General features: G+C 67.1%; 14 protein-coding genes. 8 read left to right on the top strand and 6 right to left on the bottom strand.

Features of this window, described 5'->3' with window-relative positions; translation table 11 throughout:
• Window positions 1-258: 258 nt before the first annotated feature.
• From FJU31_RS17545 to FJU31_RS17520, 6 genes are all read left to right on the top strand, one after another.
• Window positions 259-2,733, top strand: coding sequence for a GH92 family glycosyl hydrolase (locus FJU31_RS17545; RefSeq protein ID WP_425473730.1), 2,475 nt, complete (start codon window positions 259-261; stop codon window positions 2,731-2,733).
• Window positions 2,734-2,829: 96 nt separating this feature from the next.
• Window positions 2,830-3,879, top strand: a complete 1,050-nt coding sequence (locus tag FJU31_RS17540) for a LacI family DNA-binding transcriptional regulator (protein ID WP_150455878.1) — start codon at window positions 2,830-2,832, stop codon at window positions 3,877-3,879.
• Window positions 3,880-3,942: 63 nt separating this feature from the next.
• On the top strand, window positions 3,943-5,256 hold the full coding sequence (fucP, locus tag FJU31_RS17535; protein WP_150455877.1) for an L-fucose:H+ symporter permease: 1,314 nt from the start codon (window positions 3,943-3,945) through the stop codon (window positions 5,254-5,256).
• Window positions 5,257-5,263: 7 nt separating this feature from the next.
• Window positions 5,264-6,259: a carbohydrate kinase family protein gene (locus FJU31_RS17530; protein ID WP_150455876.1), complete on the top strand. Its 996-nt coding sequence runs from the start codon at window positions 5,264-5,266 to the stop codon at window positions 6,257-6,259.
• A complete protein-coding gene (locus FJU31_RS17525) occupies window positions 6,256-7,482 on the top strand; it encodes an AGE family epimerase/isomerase (RefSeq protein WP_150455875.1) in 1,227 nt (408 codons plus the stop codon). The genes FJU31_RS17530 and FJU31_RS17525 overlap by 4 nt, the downstream gene beginning before the upstream one ends.
• Window positions 7,483-7,535: 53 nt before the next feature.
• Window positions 7,536-10,154, top strand: coding sequence for a beta-mannosidase (locus tag FJU31_RS17520; RefSeq protein ID WP_150455874.1), 2,619 nt, complete (start codon window positions 7,536-7,538; stop codon window positions 10,152-10,154).
• Window positions 10,155-10,380: 226 nt separating this feature from the next.
• Here FJU31_RS17520 and mtnC read toward each other — a convergent pair whose 3' ends face one another.
• The 5 genes from mtnC to FJU31_RS17490 form a co-directional block, all read right to left on the bottom strand.
• Complete coding sequence (mtnC, locus tag FJU31_RS17515; protein ID WP_150455873.1) at window positions 10,381-11,076, bottom strand: acireductone synthase; 696 nt, start codon at window positions 11,074-11,076, stop codon at window positions 10,381-10,383.
• Between the two features lie 3 nt (window positions 11,077-11,079).
• On the bottom strand, window positions 11,080-11,637 hold the full coding sequence (locus FJU31_RS17510) for a 1,2-dihydroxy-3-keto-5-methylthiopentene dioxygenase (RefSeq protein ID WP_150455872.1): 558 nt from the start codon (window positions 11,635-11,637) through the stop codon (window positions 11,080-11,082).
• Between the two features lie 92 nt (window positions 11,638-11,729).
• Window positions 11,730-12,371: a methylthioribulose 1-phosphate dehydratase gene (locus tag FJU31_RS17505; RefSeq protein WP_108770673.1), complete on the bottom strand. Its 642-nt coding sequence runs from the start codon at window positions 12,369-12,371 to the stop codon at window positions 11,730-11,732.
• A gap of 806 nt (window positions 12,372-13,177) precedes the next feature.
• A complete protein-coding gene (locus tag FJU31_RS17495) occupies window positions 13,178-14,605 on the bottom strand; it encodes an amino acid permease (protein ID WP_150455870.1) in 1,428 nt (475 codons plus the stop codon).
• An 84-nt stretch (window positions 14,606-14,689) separates the two neighbouring features.
• Window positions 14,690-16,162 (bottom strand): amino acid permease, encoded by a 1,473-nt coding sequence (locus FJU31_RS17490; RefSeq protein WP_108768722.1) that lies wholly within the window; start codon window positions 16,160-16,162, stop codon window positions 14,690-14,692.
• A gap of 130 nt (window positions 16,163-16,292) precedes the next feature.
• Here FJU31_RS17490 and FJU31_RS17485 point away from each other — a divergent pair, with 130 nt between their 5' ends.
• Window positions 16,293-16,907 (top strand): NUDIX hydrolase, encoded by a 615-nt coding sequence (locus tag FJU31_RS17485; protein ID WP_150455869.1) that lies wholly within the window; start codon window positions 16,293-16,295, stop codon window positions 16,905-16,907.
• 93 nt (window positions 16,908-17,000) lie between these two features.
• Here FJU31_RS17485 and serA read toward each other — a convergent pair whose 3' ends face one another.
• On the bottom strand, window positions 17,001-18,242 hold the full coding sequence (gene serA, locus FJU31_RS17480) for a phosphoglycerate dehydrogenase (RefSeq protein WP_150455868.1): 1,242 nt from the start codon (window positions 18,240-18,242) through the stop codon (window positions 17,001-17,003).
• Window positions 18,243-18,414: 172 nt separating this feature from the next.
• Between serA and FJU31_RS17475 the strand changes: the two genes are divergently transcribed.
• Complete coding sequence (locus FJU31_RS17475; RefSeq protein WP_150455867.1) at window positions 18,415-19,803, top strand: FAD-binding oxidoreductase; 1,389 nt, start codon at window positions 18,415-18,417, stop codon at window positions 19,801-19,803.
• Window positions 19,804-19,817: the final 14 nt, after the last annotated feature.

Here is a 19,817-nt window from a genome sequence, read left to right as displayed (position 1 = left end):
CCCACCCCGCCATCCCACGGATAGCCGGCTTCTGCTCTTGCTTTGGCTTCGGCTTCGGCTTGAAGCAGGTGCAGGGCTTCAAGCCCTGCAAAGAGAAACCCCCTCTTTTGCTGCGGCGCAGAATGCATGGATGAGCGCTCCCTGCTTTACTTCAATCGATCTAAATCCGCCGGGGTGCGGATTTGTACCGATGGAAACGAGCGTTCGGCCGCCGCGGCCGGCGCTTCGCTGCCGCCCTGCCGCCAAGGAGTCCTGTCCGTGACCAGGTTGTCCCGCCGTCTGTCTGCCCGCCGCTCGCCGGCCCTCTCCCACCGCCCGCTGGCCCGCGTCGCCTGCCTGTTGGCATTGGCCGTCACGCCCTGGCTGCAGGCCGCACCGGCCGCGCTGGAGCGCGAGGTCAACACCTTCATCGGCAGCAAGGATGATGGCAACACCTTCCCGGGTGCCTCGGCACCGTTCGGCCTCATCCAGGTCAGCCCGATCGGCAGCCACTATTCGGGCTGGCGCTACGACGACGAGAAGATCCGCGGCTTCGGCCATTCGTTCCTGTCCGGCGCCGGCTGCTGGGAGCAGGGCGGGCAGGTCTCGATCCTGCCGGTCACCGGCAGCATCGGTCCGGGCGGCGATTTCGATACCGGCAACGCCAAGCAGTTCGACCACAAGGCCTACGCCTCCACCTACACGCATGACGGCGAGGTCGGCCAGGCCGGCTACTACAAGGTGCGCCTGACCAGCTACGGCGGCATCGACGCCGAAGCCACCGCGCGCACGCGTGCCGCGGCCGAGCGCTATACCTTCAGCCAGCGCAGTGGCGACGGCCACGTGATGATCAATGTCGGCCAGGCCAACGAGCGCCATTCGGTCATCGGCAGCGTGGTCGACGTGGTCGGCGACCGCGTGGTCGAAGGCAAGCTGGTCACCAAGAGCTTCTGCGGCGGCCACCAGTACACCACCTGGTTCCGGGTTGAATTCGACCGTCCGTTCAAGGCGCATGGCACCTGGGGCGAGACCGGTGGCCTGCCCAATGCGCGCCACAGCATGGAAGGCGAGCAGAAGCCGAACGGTGCCTGGTTGACCTTCGATCTGGCCAAGGGCCAGTCGGTCACCGCGGTGAGCGCGATCTCGCACGTGGATGCCGAAGGTGCGCGCACCAACCTGCGCGCCGAGGGCATGCAGGGGGGATCGCTGATCGGTTTCGACAGGATGCGTTCGCTGTCCCAGCAGGCCTGGCGCGAGCAGCTCGCGCGGGTGCGCGTGCAGGGTGGCAGCGGCGATGACCGCACCGTCTTCTACAGCGCGATGTACCACGCGCTGCTGCAGCCGCTCACCGGCAGCGATGCCGACGGCCGCTACCGCGGCTACGACGATGGCATCCACCGCGCCGATGGCTGGACCTACTACGAGTATTTCTCGCTGTGGGATACCTACCGCGCGCAGAACCAGTGGCTGGCGCTGACCCGCCCGGACGTGGCCCGCGACATCGGCCGCACCCTGCTGGCCATCGACGAGCAGGGCGGCTGGCTGCCGCGCTGGGGTTATGCCAACTTCGAAACCAACATCATGACCGGCGATCCGGTCACGCCCTTCATGGTCGACCTGTGGCGCTTCGGCGCGCTCAAGGGCCGTGAATCGCAGGCCTGGGATGCGCTGCGCCGCAATGCCTTCGGTACGCCGCCGCTGAACTCGCGCATGGCTGGCCGCTCGGGCAACCCGACCTACCTGGACAAGGGCTACGTGGTCTACGACCGCGCCTTCCCGTCCAAGGGCATGGATGTCGACCCGCATCACGGCGGTTCGGCCACGCTGGAATATGCGGTGGCCGACTGCGCGCTCTCGCAGATGGCCGATGGCCTGGGCCACGCCCAGGATGCGGCCACGCTGCGCGAACGCGGCCGCAACTGGCGCAAGGTGTGGGACCCGCAGGTGCGTGACGCCGAGACCGGCTTCACCGGCTTCCCGCGCCCGCGCACCGAGGACGGCCAGTGGTACACCCCGGCCGACGGGCACTACAGCCCGCGCTCGCACCATGGGTTCCATGAAGGCACCGCGTGGCAGTACCAGTGGCTGGCGCAGCAGGATGTGCCGGGCCTGGTGGAAGCGATGGATGGCCGCGAACAGGCCGGCCGCCGTCTCGATGCCTTCTTCGCGATGGATGCGCTGGAGGCCGATCCACTCAATGCCGCCCGCAAGGAGTGGGTGGTGGGGCCGTACAGCTACTACAACCAGTTCCGCTACAACCCCAACAACGAGCCGGACCTGCATTCGCCCTGGCTGTACACCCTGATCGGCCAGCCGTGGAAGACCGCCAACGTGCTGCGTGCCGCGCAGCAGCTGTTCACCAACGCGCCCAACGGCGTGACCGGCAACGACGACCTGGGCACGATGTCGGCCTGGTACCTGTTCAGCGCCATCGGCATGTATCCGGCGGTGCCGGGCAGCGGCGAGTTCCTGCTGCACACCCCGCGCTTTGCCAAGGTGGAAGTGGACATGGGCAATGGCCGCACCCTGCGCATCGACGCGCCGGGCGCCGACGGCCGCCGCCTGCAGTACGTGCAGGGCGTGCAGGTCGATGGCCAGGCGCATGCACCGGTGTGGCTGGACTGGAGCCGCCTGCAGCAGGGCCCGCGCCTGCGTTTCGCCCTGGATGGCAAGGCGCCGACCCAGGGCTGGGGCACCGCGGTGGCCGATCTGCCGGTCTCCTGGTGCGCTGCACCAGACAGCCAGCTGCGATGATGTGTGCTGTGCCGTTCGAGGCAACCCAGCGAACGGCACGGCACGATGCGGTCACGATCCATTAGGCTTGAGGCTCCAGCGGAGTCCGGGAAGACGATGAACGACAACGGCGGCAGTTCCAGCAAGCGTTCCGGCAAGGCGGTGACGGTGACCGACATCGCCCGTGCCATCGGCGTTTCGCGCGCGACCGTGTCGCTGGTGCTGCGCGGCAGCCCGCTGGTCAATGTCGATACCCGGGCCAAGGTCGAGGCCGAACTGCGCCGCCAGCGTTATGTCTACAACCGTGCGGCGGCCAACCTGCGCCGTCGTACCTCGTCGAGCATCGCGCTGGTCATCAACGATCTGTCCAACCCGTTCTTCGCCGAATTCGCGTCTGGCGTGGACGAGGCCCTGGGCGGACGCGGCTACGTAACCCTGCTGGGCAGCACCGGCGAATCGCCCGAGCGCCAGCAGGCGGTGCTGTCCACGCTGATGGAGCACACCCCGGCCGGCCTGATCCTGTCGCCGGCCGAGGGCAGCGACGCCACTCTGGTGCGCCAGGCGCTGGGCGCCAACGCCAACGTGCTGCTGTTCAACCGTGAGCTTGAAGGAGCTGACTGGGACTTCCTGACCTTGGACAACCAGCACGGTGCCTACCTCGCCACCCGCCACCTGATCGAACGCGGCCATCGCCAGATCGCCTTCTTCGGTGGCCATGCCGATTCCAGCTCGTGTCACCAGCGCCGCGCCGGTTTCCAGCAGGCGCTGGCCGAGGCCGGGCTGACGCTGCCGCCGGGCTGGATGATCGAGTCGGCCCCGAACCGCCTGGAAGCTGCCGCGCGCACCGACGAACTGTTCGTCGACGGGCACCGGCCGAGCGCGGCGGTCTGCTACAACGACACCGTCGCGCTGGGCCTGATGCTGGGCCTGAACTCGCGCGGCATCCGCCCCGGTGGCGATTTCGCGGTCACCGGGTTCGATGACATTTCCGAAGCCTCCGTGGCGGTGCCGCCGCTGACCACCCTCACCGCCGACCCGCGCGAGCGCGGCCGGCAGGCGGCCGCACTGCTGCTGCAGCGCCTGGACGATCCGGATGCACCGCCACGGCGCACCGTCGCCCCGGTGCAGCTGCGCATCCGCGAAAGCAGCGCCGCCCGCCCGAACTGACCCTTTTCAACGCACACTCCTTCCACGCAACAACGACCTTCCGCGCATCGAGGCGCGAACCGCATGCCGATCTCCGCAACGCCCCGCCCATCGGGTTCCCCCGGCAACGCACCGGCCGTCACCAACGGCAAGGCACTGGCCGTGGTGACCACCATCTTCTTCATGTGGGGCTTCCTGACCTGCCTCAATGACATCCTGATCCCGCACCTGAAGGCGGTGTTCGAACTGAACTACGCCAAGGCGATGCTGGTGCAGTTCACCTTCTTCGGCACCTACTTCCTGATGTCGTTGCCGGCAGGCCGCCTGGTGGCGGCGCTGGGTTACAAGAAGGGCATCGTGGCCGGCCTGGTGATTGCCGGCATCGGCGCGCTGGGCTTCTGGCCTGCGGCCGAGCTGCGCGTGTATGGCGCCTTCCTCGGCGCGCTGTTCGTGCTGGCCACCGGCATCACCGTGCTTCAGGTCGCCGCCAACCCTTACGTGGCGCTGCTGGGCCCGGAACAGACCAGTTCCAGCCGCCTGACCCTCGCCCAGGCGCTGAACTCGCTGGGTACGGCCATCGCGCCGATCTTCGGTGGCATGCTGATCCTGTCCAACACGGTCAAGAGCGCCGATGAGCTGAACGCGCTGCCGGCCGCCGAGCAGCTGGCTTACCGCGCCGCCGAGGCGCAGGCCGTGCAGGGCCCCTACGTGGGCCTGGCGGTGGCGCTGGTGCTGCTGGCGCTGTTCGTGTTCCTGTTCCGCCTGCCGGCGCTGAGCGATGCGACCGAACAGGCCGACCAGGGCCATCACCACAGTTACTTCGATGCACTGCGCACGCGCCACCTGCTGCTGGGCGTGCTGGGCATCTTCTTCTACGTCGGTGCGGAAGTCTCGATCGGCAGCTTCCTGGTCAACTACCTGTCGATGCCGAGCATCGGCGGTTTCAGCGAACAGCAGGCGACCCACTACGTGTCGGCCTACTGGACGATGGCGATGATCGGCCGCTTTGCCGGCTCGGCCCTGCTGGCGCGCTTCTCGCCCAGCCGCCTGCTGGCGATCTTCGCGCTGGTCAACGTGGGCCTGCTGGCAACGACGATGATGACCTCCGGCAGCGTCGCGCTGTACTCGGTGGTGGCGATCGGCCTGTTCAACTCGATCATGTTCCCGACCATCTTCGCGCTCAGCATCGAGCGCCTGGGCCCGCTGACCAACAAGGGTTCGAGCCTGCTGATCATGGCCATCGTCGGCGGCGCCGTGGTGCCGTACCTGCAGGGCGTTCTGGCGGACCACATCGGTGTGCAGGCCAGCTTCATCCTGCCGCTGCTGTGCTACGGCTACATCATCTTCTACGGTCTGGTCGGCGCACGTACGCCGGCTTCCGCAACGCAGGGAGGCTGAGTCGGAAATGGGTGCCATCGTCTGCTTCGGCGAAATTTTGATCGATCTACTAGCGCAGCCGCCGGCCTCGGCCGAGACCCCGCGCGCGTTCCTGCAGTACGCCGGCGGTGCGCCGGCCAACGTTGCTGTGGCCGCCGCGCGGCTGGGTGCGAAGACCCAGTTCGTCGGCATGCTCGGCCGCGACATGTTCGGTGACTTCCTGGCCGAGAGCCTGGTCGAGCACGGCGTCGGCACCGACTACATCGTGCGTACCGACGCGGCCAAGACCGCGCTGGCCTTCGTCGCGCTGGATGCCGCGGGCGAGCGCAGCTTCAGCTTCTACCGCCCGCCGGCAGCCGACCTGCTGTTCCGTGACAGCGATTTCCAGGCGGCCTGCCTGGACAACGCGCAGTGCTTCCACGTCTGCTCCAACAGCCTGACCGAGCCGGCCATCGCCGAGGCGACCTTCGCCGGCATGGACCGCGCCCGCGCCGCTGGTGCGGTGGTCAGCCTGGACCTCAACCTGCGCCCGGCGCTGTGGCCGGCCGACGCCGATCCGACGCCGTGGCTGTGGCAGGCGCTGGAGCGCGCCGACCTGGTCAAGCTGTCGCGCGAGGAACTGGATTACCTGGCCGCGCCGCACGGCGCCGAGGGTGAGCATGTGGTCCTGCAGCGGCTGCTGGCCGCGCAGGCGCGCTGGGTCATCATCACTGACGGTGCCGCCACGCTGCACTGGTACACCCGTGAGCAGCAGGGCCAGGTCACCAGCTTCAACGTCGCCACGGTCGATACCACGGCGGCCGGCGATGCCTTCGTCGGTGGCGTGCTGGTCGGCCTGCTGGAGCGCGGTGGCGCAGGTGCCGGTTTCGCCGCGTTCTGCCAGGACCCGCAGTCCATCGCCGCCACGCTGCGCTTCGGCGCCGCGGTGGGCGCGCTGGCCGTAACCCGCAAGGGCGCGTTCGCCGCGATGCCCTCGCTCGCTGAAGTGCAGCAGCTGCTGCAGTCACAGGACCTTTCCGCATGAGCTCCTCGCCCGATTTCCGTTCGCCCGCCTTCCTGCGCGCGCACATCGCAGAAACGATGGCGTTCTACCACCCGCGCTGCATCGATCCCAACGGCGGCTTCTTCCACTACTTCCGTGATGACGGCAGCATCTACGATGCCGGCCACCGCCATCTGGTGAGCAGCACGCGCTTCGTCTTCAACTATGCGATGGCCTACCGCGAATTCGGCAATGCCGAATACCGCGAGGCGGTCGAGCACGGCGTGCGCTACCTGCGTGAGGTGCACCGCAACCCGGCCACCGGCGGTTACGCCTGGACCCTGCGCGATGGCAAGGTCGAGGACGACATGAACCACTGCTACGGCGTGGCCTTCGTGCTGCTGGCCTACAGCTGCGCGCTGAAGGCGGGCGTCGAGCAGGCCCGCGCGTGGATGGACGAGACCTGGCAGCTGCTGGAAGCGCGTTTCTGGGAGGCGCAGCACGGCCTGTACAAGGACGAAGCCGATGGCCAGTGGAACTTCACCGGCTACCGCGGCCAGAACGCCAACATGCACATGTGCGAGGCGATGCTGGCCGCATTCGAGGCCAGTGGCGAGCAGCGCTATGTGGAGCGCGCGCTGCAGCTGGCCGACAACATGACCCGCCGCCAGGCCGCCAAGGCCGGTGGCCTGGTCTGGGAACACTACGACGTGAACTGGGAGATCGACTGGGATTACAACCTGGACAATCCCAAGCACCTGTTCCGCCCATGGGGCTTCCAGCCGGGCCACCAGACCGAGTGGGCCAAGCTGCTGCTGATCCTGGACCGCCACGTGCAGGCGGACTGGCTGGTGCCGACCGCGCAGCATCTGTTCGATGTGGCCGTGGAGCGCAGCTGGGACGAGGCACGCGGTGGCCTGTATTACGGCTTCGCGCCGGAATCGCGCCGCCAGCCGGGCATGGACGGCGCGCCGATCGGTGGCGACAGCTTCGTCTGCGACGACGACAAGTACTTCTGGGTGCAGGCCGAAACGCTGGCCACCGCCGCGCTGATGGCCAAGCGCACCGGCGACGACCGCTACTGGCAGTGGTACGAGCGCATCTGGGCGTACTCGTGGGAGCACTTCGTCGACCACCAGTTCGGCGCCTGGTTCCGCATCCTGGATGCCGACAACCGCAAGTACAGCGACGAGAAGAGCCCGGCCGGCAAGGTGGATTACCACACCATGGGCGCGTGCTACGAAGTGTTGAACGTCGTTCGTTGAGGAAGGTCCGCCGGGCATGGCCCGGCGCTACCGGATACCACCAGGAGCATCACGTGCATCGTCTTTCCCTCGTTGTCCGTCTGCTCCTGCTGCTGATCGCGGCGGTTGCGTTCCCCGCCGCCGCCGCACCACTGCAGGCGCAATGGGAATTCCGCCTGTTGCCCGGCGATGCCCAGGGCAACAGCCATCCGGGCCTGCAGCAGTGGCGCACGGCCACGGTGCCCGGCAGCGTGCACACCGACCTGCTGGCCCACGACCTGATCCGCGATCCCTACGTGGGCGCCGCCGAAGCCGATATGCAATGGATCGGCCTTGCCGACTGGGAGTACCGCGCGCGCTTCGACGTGGATGCGGCGACCCTGGCCAAGCCCAATGCCGAACTGCGTTTCGACGGGCTGGACACCTACGCCGAGGTCATCCTCAACGGCAAGCCGCTGCTGCGCGCGGACAATGCACACCGCACCTGGCACGCGCGCGTGGAAGGGCGCCTGCAGGCCACGGGCAATGAACTGCTGCTCGTGTTCCGCTCGCCCATCCGTACACTGCTGCCCGGCGTACAGGCGATGCCGCACAGGATCGCCGGCAACTATCCCTCGCCCTATGGTGATGAGCCGAAGGATGCGATGGTCGGCAACTTCGCGCGCAAGCCGGCCTATCACTTCGGCTGGGACTGGGGCCCGCGCTATGTCACTGCTGGCATCTGGCGCGGTGTTGATCTGCAGGCCTGGGATACGCACCGGCTGACTGACCTGGCCGTACGCACCGATGCACTGGACAGCCGCCAGGCGAAGCTGGCGGTGATGCTCCAGGTAGAGCAGGGCAATGCCGCCGGTTCGGCCGTGGTGGGTGTGGACGTGCGCGACCCCGAGGGCCGCAGCGTGGCCCACGTGCAGCGTACGGTGCTGCTGAAGCCGGGCGCGAACACTGTCGAAATTCCCGTTGAACTGGCTGATCCGCGGCGCTGGTGGCCGGTCGGCCACGGCGCGCAGGACCGCTACACCGTGCAGGCGCGCGTAGATGGCGGCCGTAGCGCCGAGCTGGTGCGCGAGCAGCGCATCGGCCTGCGCACCGTCGAGCTGCGGCGCGAGGAGGATGACAAGGGCGGGCAGGGCTTCGCCTTCGTCATCAACGGCGTGGAGGTGTTCGCCAAGGGCGCGAACGTGATTCCGTTCGATGCCTTCCCCGCACGTGTCGATCCCGCCCGCCTGCGCCAGGTGCTGACCGCCGCGCGCGACGCCAACATGAACATGCTGCGCAACTGGGGCGGCGGCTATTACGAGGACGATGCCTTCTTCGACATCGCCGACGAGCTGGGCCTGCTGGTCTGGCAGGATTTCATGTTCGGTGGCGGCATGCAGCCCGGCTACGACCCTGCGTTCCGCGCCAGCGTGGTGGCCGAGGCGCGCGACAACGTCCGTCGGCTGCGCCATCACCCCAGCATCGTGTTGTGGTGTGGCAACAACGAAGAAGAGACCGCCTGGAAGGATTGGGGCCACGGCCGCGACCTGAAGGCCGCCGATCCGGCGTTCGCCGTCCGCGTCTGGCAGGGTTATCTCGATCTGTTCGGCAAGGACCTGCGCCAGGTGGTGGGCGAGGAGGGGCTGGGCGTACCGTACTGGTCCAGTTCGCCCAGCAACGACCTGGACGAAAAGGCCAACGATTCAGCCCGCGGCGACAAGCACTACTGGCAGGTCTGGGGCAATCCGGCGCTGCCGGTGCAGGCCTACCTGCGCGAGACCCCGCGCTTCATGTCCGAATATGGCCTGCAGGCCTGGCCGTCGGTGGCGACCGTCGACCAGATCGCCAGCCGCGACGAGCAGGGCATCGACAGTCCGGTGATCCGCGCGCACCAGAAGTTCATGGCGGGCGAGGGCAACAGCCGCCTGCTGCATTACATCGCACTGGGCTACGGCACACCGAAGGATTTCGAGGATTTCGTCTACCTCAGCCAGGTGATGCAGGCTGATGGCATCGCACTGGCGGCGCTGCATCATCGCGCGTCGCGGCCGTACACGATGGGCTCGCTGTACTGGCAGCTCAACGATGTATGGCCGGGCGCCTCGTGGTCCAGCGTCGATTACTTCGGGCGCTGGAAGGCGCTGCACTTCGCCGCGCGCCGCTTCTTCGCGCCGGTGACCCTGGCGGCGCTGCGTGATGAGGGTCGCACCCAAGTTCGCCTGATCAACGACGGTGAAGCCGAGGATGCACGCTGGCGGCTGCGGGTGATGGATGTTGAGGGCAAGGTGCTGCGCCGTCGCGAGGTGCCGGTGACGTTGGCCGCTGCCGGTGTGACCGCGGTCGGCGACTTCGCCGATGCCGAACTGCTGGCGGGCGCGGACCCGAAGCGCACGGTAGCGGTGTTCGAGCTGCTGCAGGATGGCAAGGTGAGCGCACGCCAGGTGGTCGGCTTCGTGGAAGCCAAGGACCAGGTACTGCCGCGGCAGGCTTTGAAGGCGGTGCTGGCCATCGACGGCGACCACTACCGGCTGCGGCTGCAGAATTCTGCCTACGTGCGTTCGGCATGGATCGACTTCGGGGCGTTGGACGTGCAGGTGGCCGACAACCTGCTGGACCTGCTGCCCGGTGAGACGCGCGACATCGCCGTACGTGGCCCGGTGGACCTGGCGACGCTGCGCGAAGCGCTGAAGGTAAAGACCCTCAACGACCGTTGAGGGCGGTACCGCTCTGGTAGTTGCCAACCTTGGTTGGCACACCCAGAACTGCCAACCAAGGTTGGCAACTACCAAAGCCTGTGCCCGGTATGCCTGCTGCTTGGTAGGTGCCAACCTTGGTTGGCACGCTCTTGGCGGATGCAGCGAACGCCAACCAGGGTTGGCCTCTACCGGAGCCGGGGCCCGGTAGCGCCGAGTCATGCCCGGCGAGCGCAGCGGGCCGCGCTTACAGCTGGATCTGCTGGAAATTCTCGACGCGGTCGTGGCCGTTGGCGGCCTGGCCGGTGCGCGGCATCGGGTAGTCGTCCAGGCGGTCGATCAGGCGGGTCTGCAGCCCGGCCTCGCGGGCGGCATCCAGTTCTTCCACCACGTCCGACAGGAACAGGATCTCGCCGGCCGGCACGCCGATCGCCTGCACGATGCGGCGATAGCTGTCCGCCTCGCGCTTGCCGCCGATCTCGGTATCGAACCAGCCCGACACCAGAGGGCTGAGGTCACCGGCATCGCTGAAGCCGAAGAACAGCTTCTGCGCCGGCACCGAACCGGAGGAATACACGTACAGCGGCAGGCCCGAGGCATGCCAGCCCCTCAGCACCGACGCCACTTCCGGGTAGAAGTGCGCGGTGTAGTCGCCACGGCGGTAGCCGGCATCCCAGATCAGGCCCTGCAGGGCCTTCAGCGCGGTGTGCTTGCGGTCCTGGTCGATCCAGCCCTGCAGCGTCTCGGCCACCAGGCTGTCCTGGCGGGCACCGCCGATCTCGCTGGCCACCGCATCCAGCCAGCGGCGGACGTCGGGCTGCTGGCCGTGCTCGGCGACAAACGCCGGCAGGGCCTGGCGGGCATAGGGGAACAGCACGTTCTTGACGAACGAGATGCTGCTGGTGGTGCCTTCGATGTCGGTCAGGATGACGCGGGGCTGCATGGATCAGGACGCCTGGGTGGGAACGTAACGGGGGAATTTCTGCGCGATGTCGGTGCCGGTGAAGTGACCGACCCAGCCGTCCGGCTCGGTGAAGAAGCGGATGGCCACGAAGCTCGGCTCATCGCCCATGTCGAACCAGTGCGTGGTGCCATCGGGCACGGCGATCAGGTCGTCCTTCACGCACTCGATCTCATAGACCTTGTCATCCACGTGAAGGGTGAACAGCCCGGAGCCAGCGACGAAGAAGCGCACCTCGTCTTCCTTGTGGAAGTGCTCGTCGAGGAACTTCCTGCGCAGCTCGGCACGGTTCGGGTTGTCCGGGGCGATCGAGGCCACGTCCACGCTCTTGAAGCCGTGTTCGGCAACGAGGCGGTCGATGTCCGCACGGTAGGCGGCAAACACTTCATCCTGGCTGGCGCCCGGCGCGACCGGCGCGGTGGCCTGCCAGCGTTCGAAAGTGACGTCGATCTTCTTCAGTTCGGCGGCGATGATCGCGCCGTCCTGGGTATCCAGCAGCGGCGATTCAGGGCGGGTGTCGTCGTAGATGCGCAGTCGGCTCATGGCGGCAGCTTGAACGTCTCGGGGGGAAGACAGGGTAACAGGGTGGTGAAGGGCGCCAGATTCCGGTTTGGAATCTGCACCCCGGCGCAGGCTCAGCCGCGCAGCTTGCGCAGTTCCAGTTCGCAGTGGAACAGGAACTCGAAGGCTTCCATGTGGCGGCGCGCTTCGGCCATGTCGCGGCCCCAGGCGTACAGGCCGTGGCCGTCGATCAGGTAGCCCCACAGGGGCTGGGTGTCGAGCAGGGCATCGACCTGCGCCGAGAGCACGTTCATGTCCTGGGTGTTGGCGAACACCGGCACGTCGATGGCCATTTCGTGGGTGCTGTTGCCGGCGAAGGCCTTCAGCAGCTCGTAGCCTTCGATGCGGATGTGGCCCTGCGGCGCGTACAGGCGCGAGGCGATGGTCTGTACCGGCGAGTGGGTGTGCAGCACGCAGCCGATCTCCGGGAAGCGGCGGTACAGCTGGGTGTGCAGCAGGGTTTCGGCGGACGGGCGCAGGGGGCGGCCGACGGCCAGGCCGTCGAAGTCCACCACCATGATGTCGTCCTCGATCAGGCGGCCCTTGTCCTTGCCCGAGACGGTGATCGCGGCGTGGCGGTCGTCCAGGCGGTGGGAGAAGTTGCTGCTGGTGGCCGGGGTCCAGCCGGCGTGGGCCAGTTCGCGGACGTTGTCGATCAGCAGCTGGGCCAGTTCGCTCAGGCGCGCGGTGTCGTAGGGGAAGGTGGGGGCGTTCATGCGGTCGATTTTACTGGATTCGGCCAACGGCTGAGCCCCTCGTGGCGGGTTGGTTGGTCGCAGAGAGCGGGTTCCGGGGTCCGGCCCAGCTGCTGGCGGCTGGGCGTTCGGGCGCTTGCGAAGCAGTGCTTCGCAAACAAAGCTCCCTCACCCCTGGGGGCTGGTGAGCGCCATCCATGGCGCTCGCACCCCCGCGCAACCCACCCGCCCGGCCACGGACAGGTTCCGTGCGCGGCAGCCACGGAGTGAAGAAGGAAAGGCAGAAGCGGGTCGCGGCGCTGCGCTTGCTCGGAGCGGAGCATGGCTCCGCTCTACAGAGGGTTCACTGACCGGAGAGAATTCATTCCCCGGACGATTTCATCCACGCATGGCGTGGATCTACTGGGCGGTATCCATGGCGCTCGCAAGCGCCGCGCAACCCACCCGCCCGGCCACGGACAGGTTCCGTGCGCGGCAGCCACGGAGTGAAGAGTGGAGGGTAGAAGCGGGTCGCGGCGCTGCGCTTGCTCGGAGCGGAGCATGGCTCCGCTCTACAGGGAACGCATCGACCGGAGAAAATTCATTCCCCGGACGCATTCATCCACGCATGGCGTGGATTGACCGGACGTGCCGGAAGAGTGTCGAAGGCGGGGAGGGGTGAGGTTGCGGGGGCGTGAGCCGCATGGATGCGGCGACCGAGCTTACAGGGACGTACTTGCAGCGTCCCCCGCAATCTCACCCCTCCCCGCCAACCCCTCAACCCAGCTTTTGCCGTTGCTCCGGCTCCAGCGGGTGCAGGGCCGCAGGCCCTGCAAAACGAAAACCCCTTACTGACCCCGCAGACGGCTGTGCTTGAAGCCATAGCAGAAATAGATCACGAAGCCGACGAACGTCCACACACCCATCAGCATCCAGTTGTGCAGCGTCATCGCCGACAGCAGCGCCAGGCAGCTCAGCACGCCCAGCGTGCAGATCAGCCACGCCATCGGCATGCGGAACGGACGCGGCAGGTCCGGCTGCGTGCGACGCAGGATCAGCACGCCCGCGCACACCGCCGCGAACGCGATCAGCGTACCCATCGAGGTCAGCTCGCCCAGAATGTCCAGCGGGAACAGCGCGGCCAGCAGGGCGATGCCGATACCGGTGATGACCGTATTGATGTGAGGGGTGCGGTACTTTGGATGGATCCTGGTGAACACCGGCGGCAGCAGGCCGTCGCGGCCCATGATCATGAAGATGCGCGGCTGGCCGATGATCATCACCAGCACCACCGAGGACAGGCCGATCAGGGCGCCGACTTCGACCACCCAGCGCAGCCAGCCCAGCTGCGGGTGCGCGGCCACGGCGGTCACCACCGGCTCGTCGGTGCCCAGCAGCGGGTAGGGCACCAGGCCGGTCATCACCGCTGCCATGGCGATGTACAGCACCGTGCAGATCACCAGCGACAGCATCATGCCGAAGGGCATGTCGCGCTGCGGGTTCTTCGATTCCTGCGCCGCCACCGACACCGCCTCGAAGCCGATGTAGGCGAAGAACACCATCGCCGCGCCGCGCAGCACGCCTTCCATGCCGTACTTGCCGGGGCCTTCGTTGGCTGGGATGAACGGGGTCCAGTTGCTGCTGTCCACATACTTCCAGCCGACCACGATGACCAGGATGATCAGGCCGGTCTTCAGCACGACCATGGCCATGTTCATCGCAGAGGACTTGCTGATGCCGACGTAGCACAGCCAGGTCAGCAGCAGCACCAGGCCGGCCGCGGGCAGGTTGGCGATGGCGCCGGTCGGGCGCAGCTGCGCGTCCAATGGCGCACTGACCAGTGATGCGGGTAGATGGATGTCGAACTGACTGAGCAGGCTGAGGAAGTAGCCGGTCCAGCTGACCGCCACCGCCGAGGCTGACACGCCGTATTCCAGCACCAGCATCCAGCCGATGAACCAGGCCGAGAGCTCGCCAAAGGTCGCGTAGGTATAGGTGTAGGCGCTGCCGGACACCGGCACCATCGAGGCGAACTCGGCGTAGGCCAGCGCGCAGAAGGCGCAGCAGATGGCCGCCAGCACGAAGGACAGCATGATGGCCGGGCCGGCGTGGTCGGCCGCGGCCTGGCCGGTGATGACGAAGATGCCGCCGCCGATCACCGCGCCGATGCCGAGGGCGGTCAGGCCCCACGGACCGAGGTGGCGGCGCAGGCTCAGGCCGTTGGCGTCTTCATGGGCGGCATGCGGGTGCTTGGTGGCCCACAGTTGCTTGAACATGTGTGTCGATCTTTTCGAAGCGCGCCGCTGCCGGCGCGCGGGGAGAAACGGACGGGCCGGCGCAGGGGCCGGCCCGTAGGCACATCAGGAGGACTTGGCCAGCTTGCTGTTGCGGATGCCGTAGCCGAGGTAGATCAGCAGGCCCAGCACGGTCCAGCCCACGAACAGATGCCAATGCACGACGAACGCCTGCCAGAACAGGAACAGGCAGGTGGCCGCGCCCAGCGGGCAGATGATCCAGACGGCCGGCACGCGGAACGGGCGGTGCAGGTCCGGCTTGCTGTAGCGCAGGACCAGCACGCCGATGCAGACGGTGGCGAAGGCCAGCAGGGTGCCCATCGAGACCAGCTCACCCAGCACGTTCAGCGGCACCAGGCCGGCCAGCGCTGCGGCGATCACGCCGACCACGATCGTGGCCCAGTACGGGGTGCGGAAGCGGGCGTGGACCTTGCCGAAGAACTTCGGCAGCAGGCCGTCGCGCGAGATCGTGTAGGCGATGCGGGTCTGGCCCATCATCATCACCAGGATCACCGAGGACAGGCCGGCGATGGCGCCGATCTCGACCGCGGTCTTCAGCCAGGCCAGCTGCGGGTAGCCTTCCAGCGCGGTGGCCACCGGCTTGTCGGTGCCCAGCAGGTGGTACGGCATCATGCCGGTCAGCACCGCGCAGACGATGATGTAGACGATGGTGCACACAGCCAGCGAGCCGAGCAGGCCGATCGGCATGTTGCGCTGCGGGTCCTTGGTCTCGCCGGCGGCGGTGGAGACCGCGTCGAAGCCGATGTAGGCGAAGAACACGATGGTCGCGGCGCGGAAGATGCCGCTCCAGCCGAACTCGCCCGGGCCGGTATTTTCAGGGATGAAGGGGTGCCAGTTGCCCGGATCGATGTGCGCCGCGCCGATGCCGATGAACAGGCAGATGACGGTGACCTTGATGGCCACGATGATCGCGTTGACGAAGGCCGACTGGGTCACGCCGACATACAGCAGGCCCGACACCGCCGCGATGATCAGCACCGCCGGCAGGTTGAACAGCTTGCCGGAGGCGACGAACTCGCTGCCGGTCCAGGCGATCGGCGCCGCGCTGAGCGCATCCGGGAAGGGCATGTTCAGCGTGCTGGTGACGAAGCTGATGAGGTAGGCCGACCAGCCCACCGCGACCGAGGCCGAGGCGAACAGATACTCCAGCACCAGGCACCAGCCGATGAACCAGGCCATGCCTTCGCCGAGGGTGGCGTAGGAGTAGGAGTAGGCGCTGCCGGAGACCGGCATCATCGCCGCGAACTCGGCGTAGCACAGGCCCGCCAGCGCGCAGGCGAAGCCGGCGATGACAAACGAGAGCATCACCGCTGGACCGGCATGGTTGGCTGCGGCCTGGCCGGTCAGCACGAAGATGCCTGCGCCGATCACCGCACCAATGCCGAGCATGATGAGGTGTTTCGCCGTGAGGGTCCGTTTCAACGTGGCTTCGCCGTCCAGGCTGCCTTCGATGGGTTCGCCAGCATCGACGTGCCCGGCCGGTTGTACCGGCTTGACCCTCAACAGTGCTTTCAGCATGCAGAACTTTCCTGATGATCGGATTGGGGCCGCCGATACGTTGCCGGCAACCTGGAGTGGTGAAGGCCGTGCGAACGGCCCGCTGTACCTTAGCCAATGCTGAAGGCACCGCACAAGCGCAATCGCAACAATGAGCGGCGATAATGGGCAGTATTTTTCCGACCTGCCCGCATTCATGAACCAACCCGCCGAATCCCTTGCCGCGCTTGACGATAGCCTGCGTCGTCTGCTGCAGGACTATGCCCTGCGGGAGCCGCCCCACGACGCCCTCGCTGCCGAATTCGGCATATTGATTGACGATCTGGAAGATCCTTTCCAGCCCAAGCGCCTGGCCGGGCACTTCACCGCCAGCTGCTGGCTGGTCAGTGCCGATGGCCAGCGCCTGCTGCTGACCCACCATCGAAAGCTGCAGCGCTGGCTGCAGCTCGGCGGCCACGCAGATGGCGACCGCGACCTGGCCCGGGTGGCGCTGAAGGAAGGGGAAGAGGAATCCGGGCTGACCGGCCTGGTGCTGGACGACCCGGCCATCTTCGATCTGGACAAGCACTGGATTCCCGAGCGCAAGGATGTACCTGGCCACTGGCACTACGACGTGCGTTTCGTGATCCGCGCCGTGGGGGGCGAGGCCTTCGTGCTGAGCGAGGAATCGCTGGACCTGGCCTGGCGGCCGGTCGCCGAGGTCGCCGCAGACCCAGCATCGGACGAGTCGATGCAGCGCATGGCCAACCGCTGGTTGGCGCGCTAGCAATCTGTAGAACCGAGCCGATGCTCGGCTCAATGTTGGCCGGAACCACAGCCGAGCATGGGCTCGGCTCTACATGCGCAGGGCGGAAGCGCGTCAATACAGAATGCGGGTGCGCAGGGTGCCCGGGATCGCGGCCAGTTCGTCACGCACGGCGCCGGCCTGTTCCTCGCTGGCGGTGATGTCGATCACCACGTAGCCCACCTTCGGGTCGGTGCGCAGGAACTGGCCGTCGATGTTGACGTTGTGCCGCGAGAAGATCTCGTTGACCTTGGACAGCACGCCCGGCACGTTCTGGTGGATGTGCAGCAGGCGCAGGCTGTCGGCGTGCTCGGGCAGGGTCACTTCCGGGAAGTTGACCGCTGACAGGGTGCTGCCGTTGTCGCTGTAGCGCACCAGCTTGGCCGCGACCTCGATGCCGATGTTGTCCTGTGCTTCCAGCGTGCTGCCGCCCACGTGCGGGGTCAGGATCACGTTGTCGTGGCGGGTCAGCGGCGATTCGAAGACATCGCCGTTGCCCTTCGGCTCGACCGGGAACACGTCCAGCGCGGCGCCGCCGATATGGCCACTGGCCAGGGCGGCGTCCAGCGCGTCGATATCGACCACGGTGCCGCGCGCGGCGTTGATCACGTGCGCGCCGGGGCGCATCTTCGCCAGCTCGGTGGCACCGATCATCCACTGCGTGGACGGAGTTTCCGGCACATGCAGGGTGACGATGTCGGCGCGCGACAGCAGGTCGTCCAGGCTGGCCGCAGCACGGGCATTGCCCAGCGACAGCTTGGTTTCCACGTCGTGGAAGATCACCTGCATGCCCAACGACTCGGCCAGCACGCCCACCTGGGTGCCGATATGGCCGTAGCCGATGATGCCCAGGGTCTTGCCGCGCACTTCATGGCTGCCGCTGGCCGACTTCGACCAGCCGCCACGATGGCACTCTGCATTCTTCTGCGGAATGCCGCGGGTCAGCATGATCGCTTCGGCGATGACCAGCTCGGCCACGCTGCGGGTATTGGAATAGGGGGCGTTGAACACCGGGATGCCGGCCAGCTCAGCCGCGTCCAGGTCGACCTGGTTGGTGCCGATGCAGAAGCAGCCCACCGCGATCAGGCGCTTGGCCTCGGCCAGCACGTCGGCGCTGAGCTGGGTGCGCGAGCGGATGCCGACGATGTGCGCCTCGGCGATGCGCGCCTTCAGTTCGTCTTCCGGCAGCGCCTTGCTGTGCGCTTCGATCTGGCTGTAGCCGGCGGAGGTGAACACCTCCACGGCGGTCTGGCTGACCCCCTCCAGCAACAGCACGCGGATATCCTGCTTGGGGAACGAGGTCTTCTTCGGCGACATGGTGCGGCACGGCCAGTGGGACAGGGGCTGACCACTATGCCAGATCGCCGGGGCCATGGTGCAGTGCGGAAATAGTTGCATCCGTAGCCATCTACTGGCGATTGCCGGGGCTGGACGCTGGCCCGCGCCGCTGGCACGCTTGCCCGTTCTTCACGCACCGCGCTGGACTGTCATGACCGATTCCCGCATCGCCTCGCTGCAGCAGGCCTGTCCCGGCCTGAAGCTGAAGACCGACCCTGCCGACCTGGAGCATTACGGTCGCGACTGGACCCGGCGCTGGACGCCGGCGCCATTGGCGATTGCTCTGCCGGCAACGGTGGAGGACGTGCAGGCGGTGATGCGCTGGAGCGCGGCCGAGGGCATCGCGGTCGTGCCCTCGGGCGGCCGCACCGGTCTGTCCGGGGGCGCGGTGGCGGCCAATGGCGAGCTGGTGCTCAGCCTCGAACGGATGAACAAGGCGCTGTCCTACGACGCCGTCGACCGCACCCTGGTGGTGCAGGCGGGCATGCCGCTGGAGGCACTGCACAACGCCGCGCTGGAGCACGGCCTGATCTATCCGGTGGATTTCGCCGCGCGCGGCTCGTGCTCGATCGGCGGCAACATCGCCACCAATGCCGGCGGCATCCGCGTGATCCGCTATGGCAATACCCGCGAATGGATCGCCGGGCTGAAGGTGGTCACCGCCAGCGGTGAGCTGCTGGAACTCAACAAGGGCCTGATCAAGAACTCCAGCGGCTACGACTTCCGCCAGCTGATGATCGGCTCCGAGGGCACGCTGGGCGTGATCGTCGAAGCCACGGTGAAGCTGACCGACCCGCCGCCGGCCAGCAATGTGATGCTGCTGGCGGTACCGAGCTTCGACGTGCTGATGCAGGTGTTTGCCGCGTTCCGTGCACGCCTGCAGCTGCAGGCCTTCGAGTTCTTCACCGAGCGCGCACTCAAACACGTGCTGGCGCACGGTGCGCAGGCGCCGTTCGACGAGGTGCACCCGTATTACGTGGTCACCGAGTTCGCCGCCAATGACGAGGCGCAGGAAGCGGCGGCCATGGCGGCTTTCGAGGACTGCATGGGCAATGGCTGGGTCAGCGATGGCGTGATCAGCGCCAGCGACGCCCAGGCGGCCCAGCTGTGGCGCCTGCGCGAGGGCATCACCGAGGCGGTGGCCCGCTACAAGCCGTACAAGAATGACGTCTCGGTGCGGATCTCGGCGATGCCGGCGTTCCTGGCTGAGACCCAGGCGCTGATCGGCGAGGCGTATCCGCATTTCGACGTGGTCTGGTTCGGCCACATCGGTGACGGCAACCTGCACATCAACGTCCTCAAGCCCGATGACACCAGCGACGCCGATTTCGTAACGCAGTGCGAGCACGTCACCAAGCTGCTGGCGCAGGTGCTGGCCCGCTTCGATGGCAGTATTTCCGCCGAGCACGGCATCGGCCTGGTCAAGAAGGGCTACCTGGACAGCACGCGAGGCCCGGCGGAAATTGCGCTGATGAAGGCGGTCAAACGCGCCTTCGATCCCGAAGCGCGGCTGAATCCAGGCAAGCTGTTCGATGGCTAATGTAGGCAAAGACT

The organism is Stenotrophomonas cyclobalanopsidis (assembly GCF_008710035.1).
Taxonomy (GTDB): domain Bacteria; phylum Pseudomonadota; class Gammaproteobacteria; order Xanthomonadales; family Xanthomonadaceae; genus Stenotrophomonas; species Stenotrophomonas cyclobalanopsidis.
This window is presented reverse-complemented; position numbering and strand designations above follow the sequence as displayed.

Bases quoted from the DNA above. Each gene is read 5' to 3' on its own strand.
- fucP (WP_150455877.1), top strand. From the start codon at position 3,943: ATGCCGATCTCCGCAACGCCCCGCCCATCGGGTTCCCCCGGCAACGCA.
- FJU31_RS17475 (WP_150455867.1), top strand. From the start codon at position 18,415: ATGACCGATTCCCGCATCGCCTCGCTGCAGCAGGCCTGTCCCGGCCTG.
- FJU31_RS17495 (WP_150455870.1), bottom strand. From the start codon at position 14,605: ATGTTCAAGCAACTGTGGGCCACCAAGCACCCGCATGCCGCCCATGAA.
- FJU31_RS17530 (WP_150455876.1), top strand. From the start codon at position 5,264: ATGGGTGCCATCGTCTGCTTCGGCGAAATTTTGATCGATCTACTAGCG.
- FJU31_RS17510 (WP_150455872.1), bottom strand. From the start codon at position 11,637: ATGAGCCGACTGCGCATCTACGACGACACCCGCCCTGAATCGCCGCTG.
- FJU31_RS17525 (WP_150455875.1), top strand. From the start codon at position 6,256: ATGAGCTCCTCGCCCGATTTCCGTTCGCCCGCCTTCCTGCGCGCGCAC.
- FJU31_RS17505 (WP_108770673.1), bottom strand. From the start codon at position 12,371: ATGAACGCCCCCACCTTCCCCTACGACACCGCGCGCCTGAGCGAACTG.
- FJU31_RS17485 (WP_150455869.1), top strand. From the start codon at position 16,293: ATGAGCGGCGATAATGGGCAGTATTTTTCCGACCTGCCCGCATTCATG.
- serA (WP_150455868.1), bottom strand. From the start codon at position 18,242: ATGTCGCCGAAGAAGACCTCGTTCCCCAAGCAGGATATCCGCGTGCTG.
- FJU31_RS17540 (WP_150455878.1), top strand. From the start codon at position 2,830: ATGAACGACAACGGCGGCAGTTCCAGCAAGCGTTCCGGCAAGGCGGTG.
- mtnC (WP_150455873.1), bottom strand. From the start codon at position 11,076: ATGCAGCCCCGCGTCATCCTGACCGACATCGAAGGCACCACCAGCAGC.
- FJU31_RS17490 (WP_108768722.1), bottom strand. From the start codon at position 16,162: ATGCTGAAAGCACTGTTGAGGGTCAAGCCGGTACAACCGGCCGGGCAC.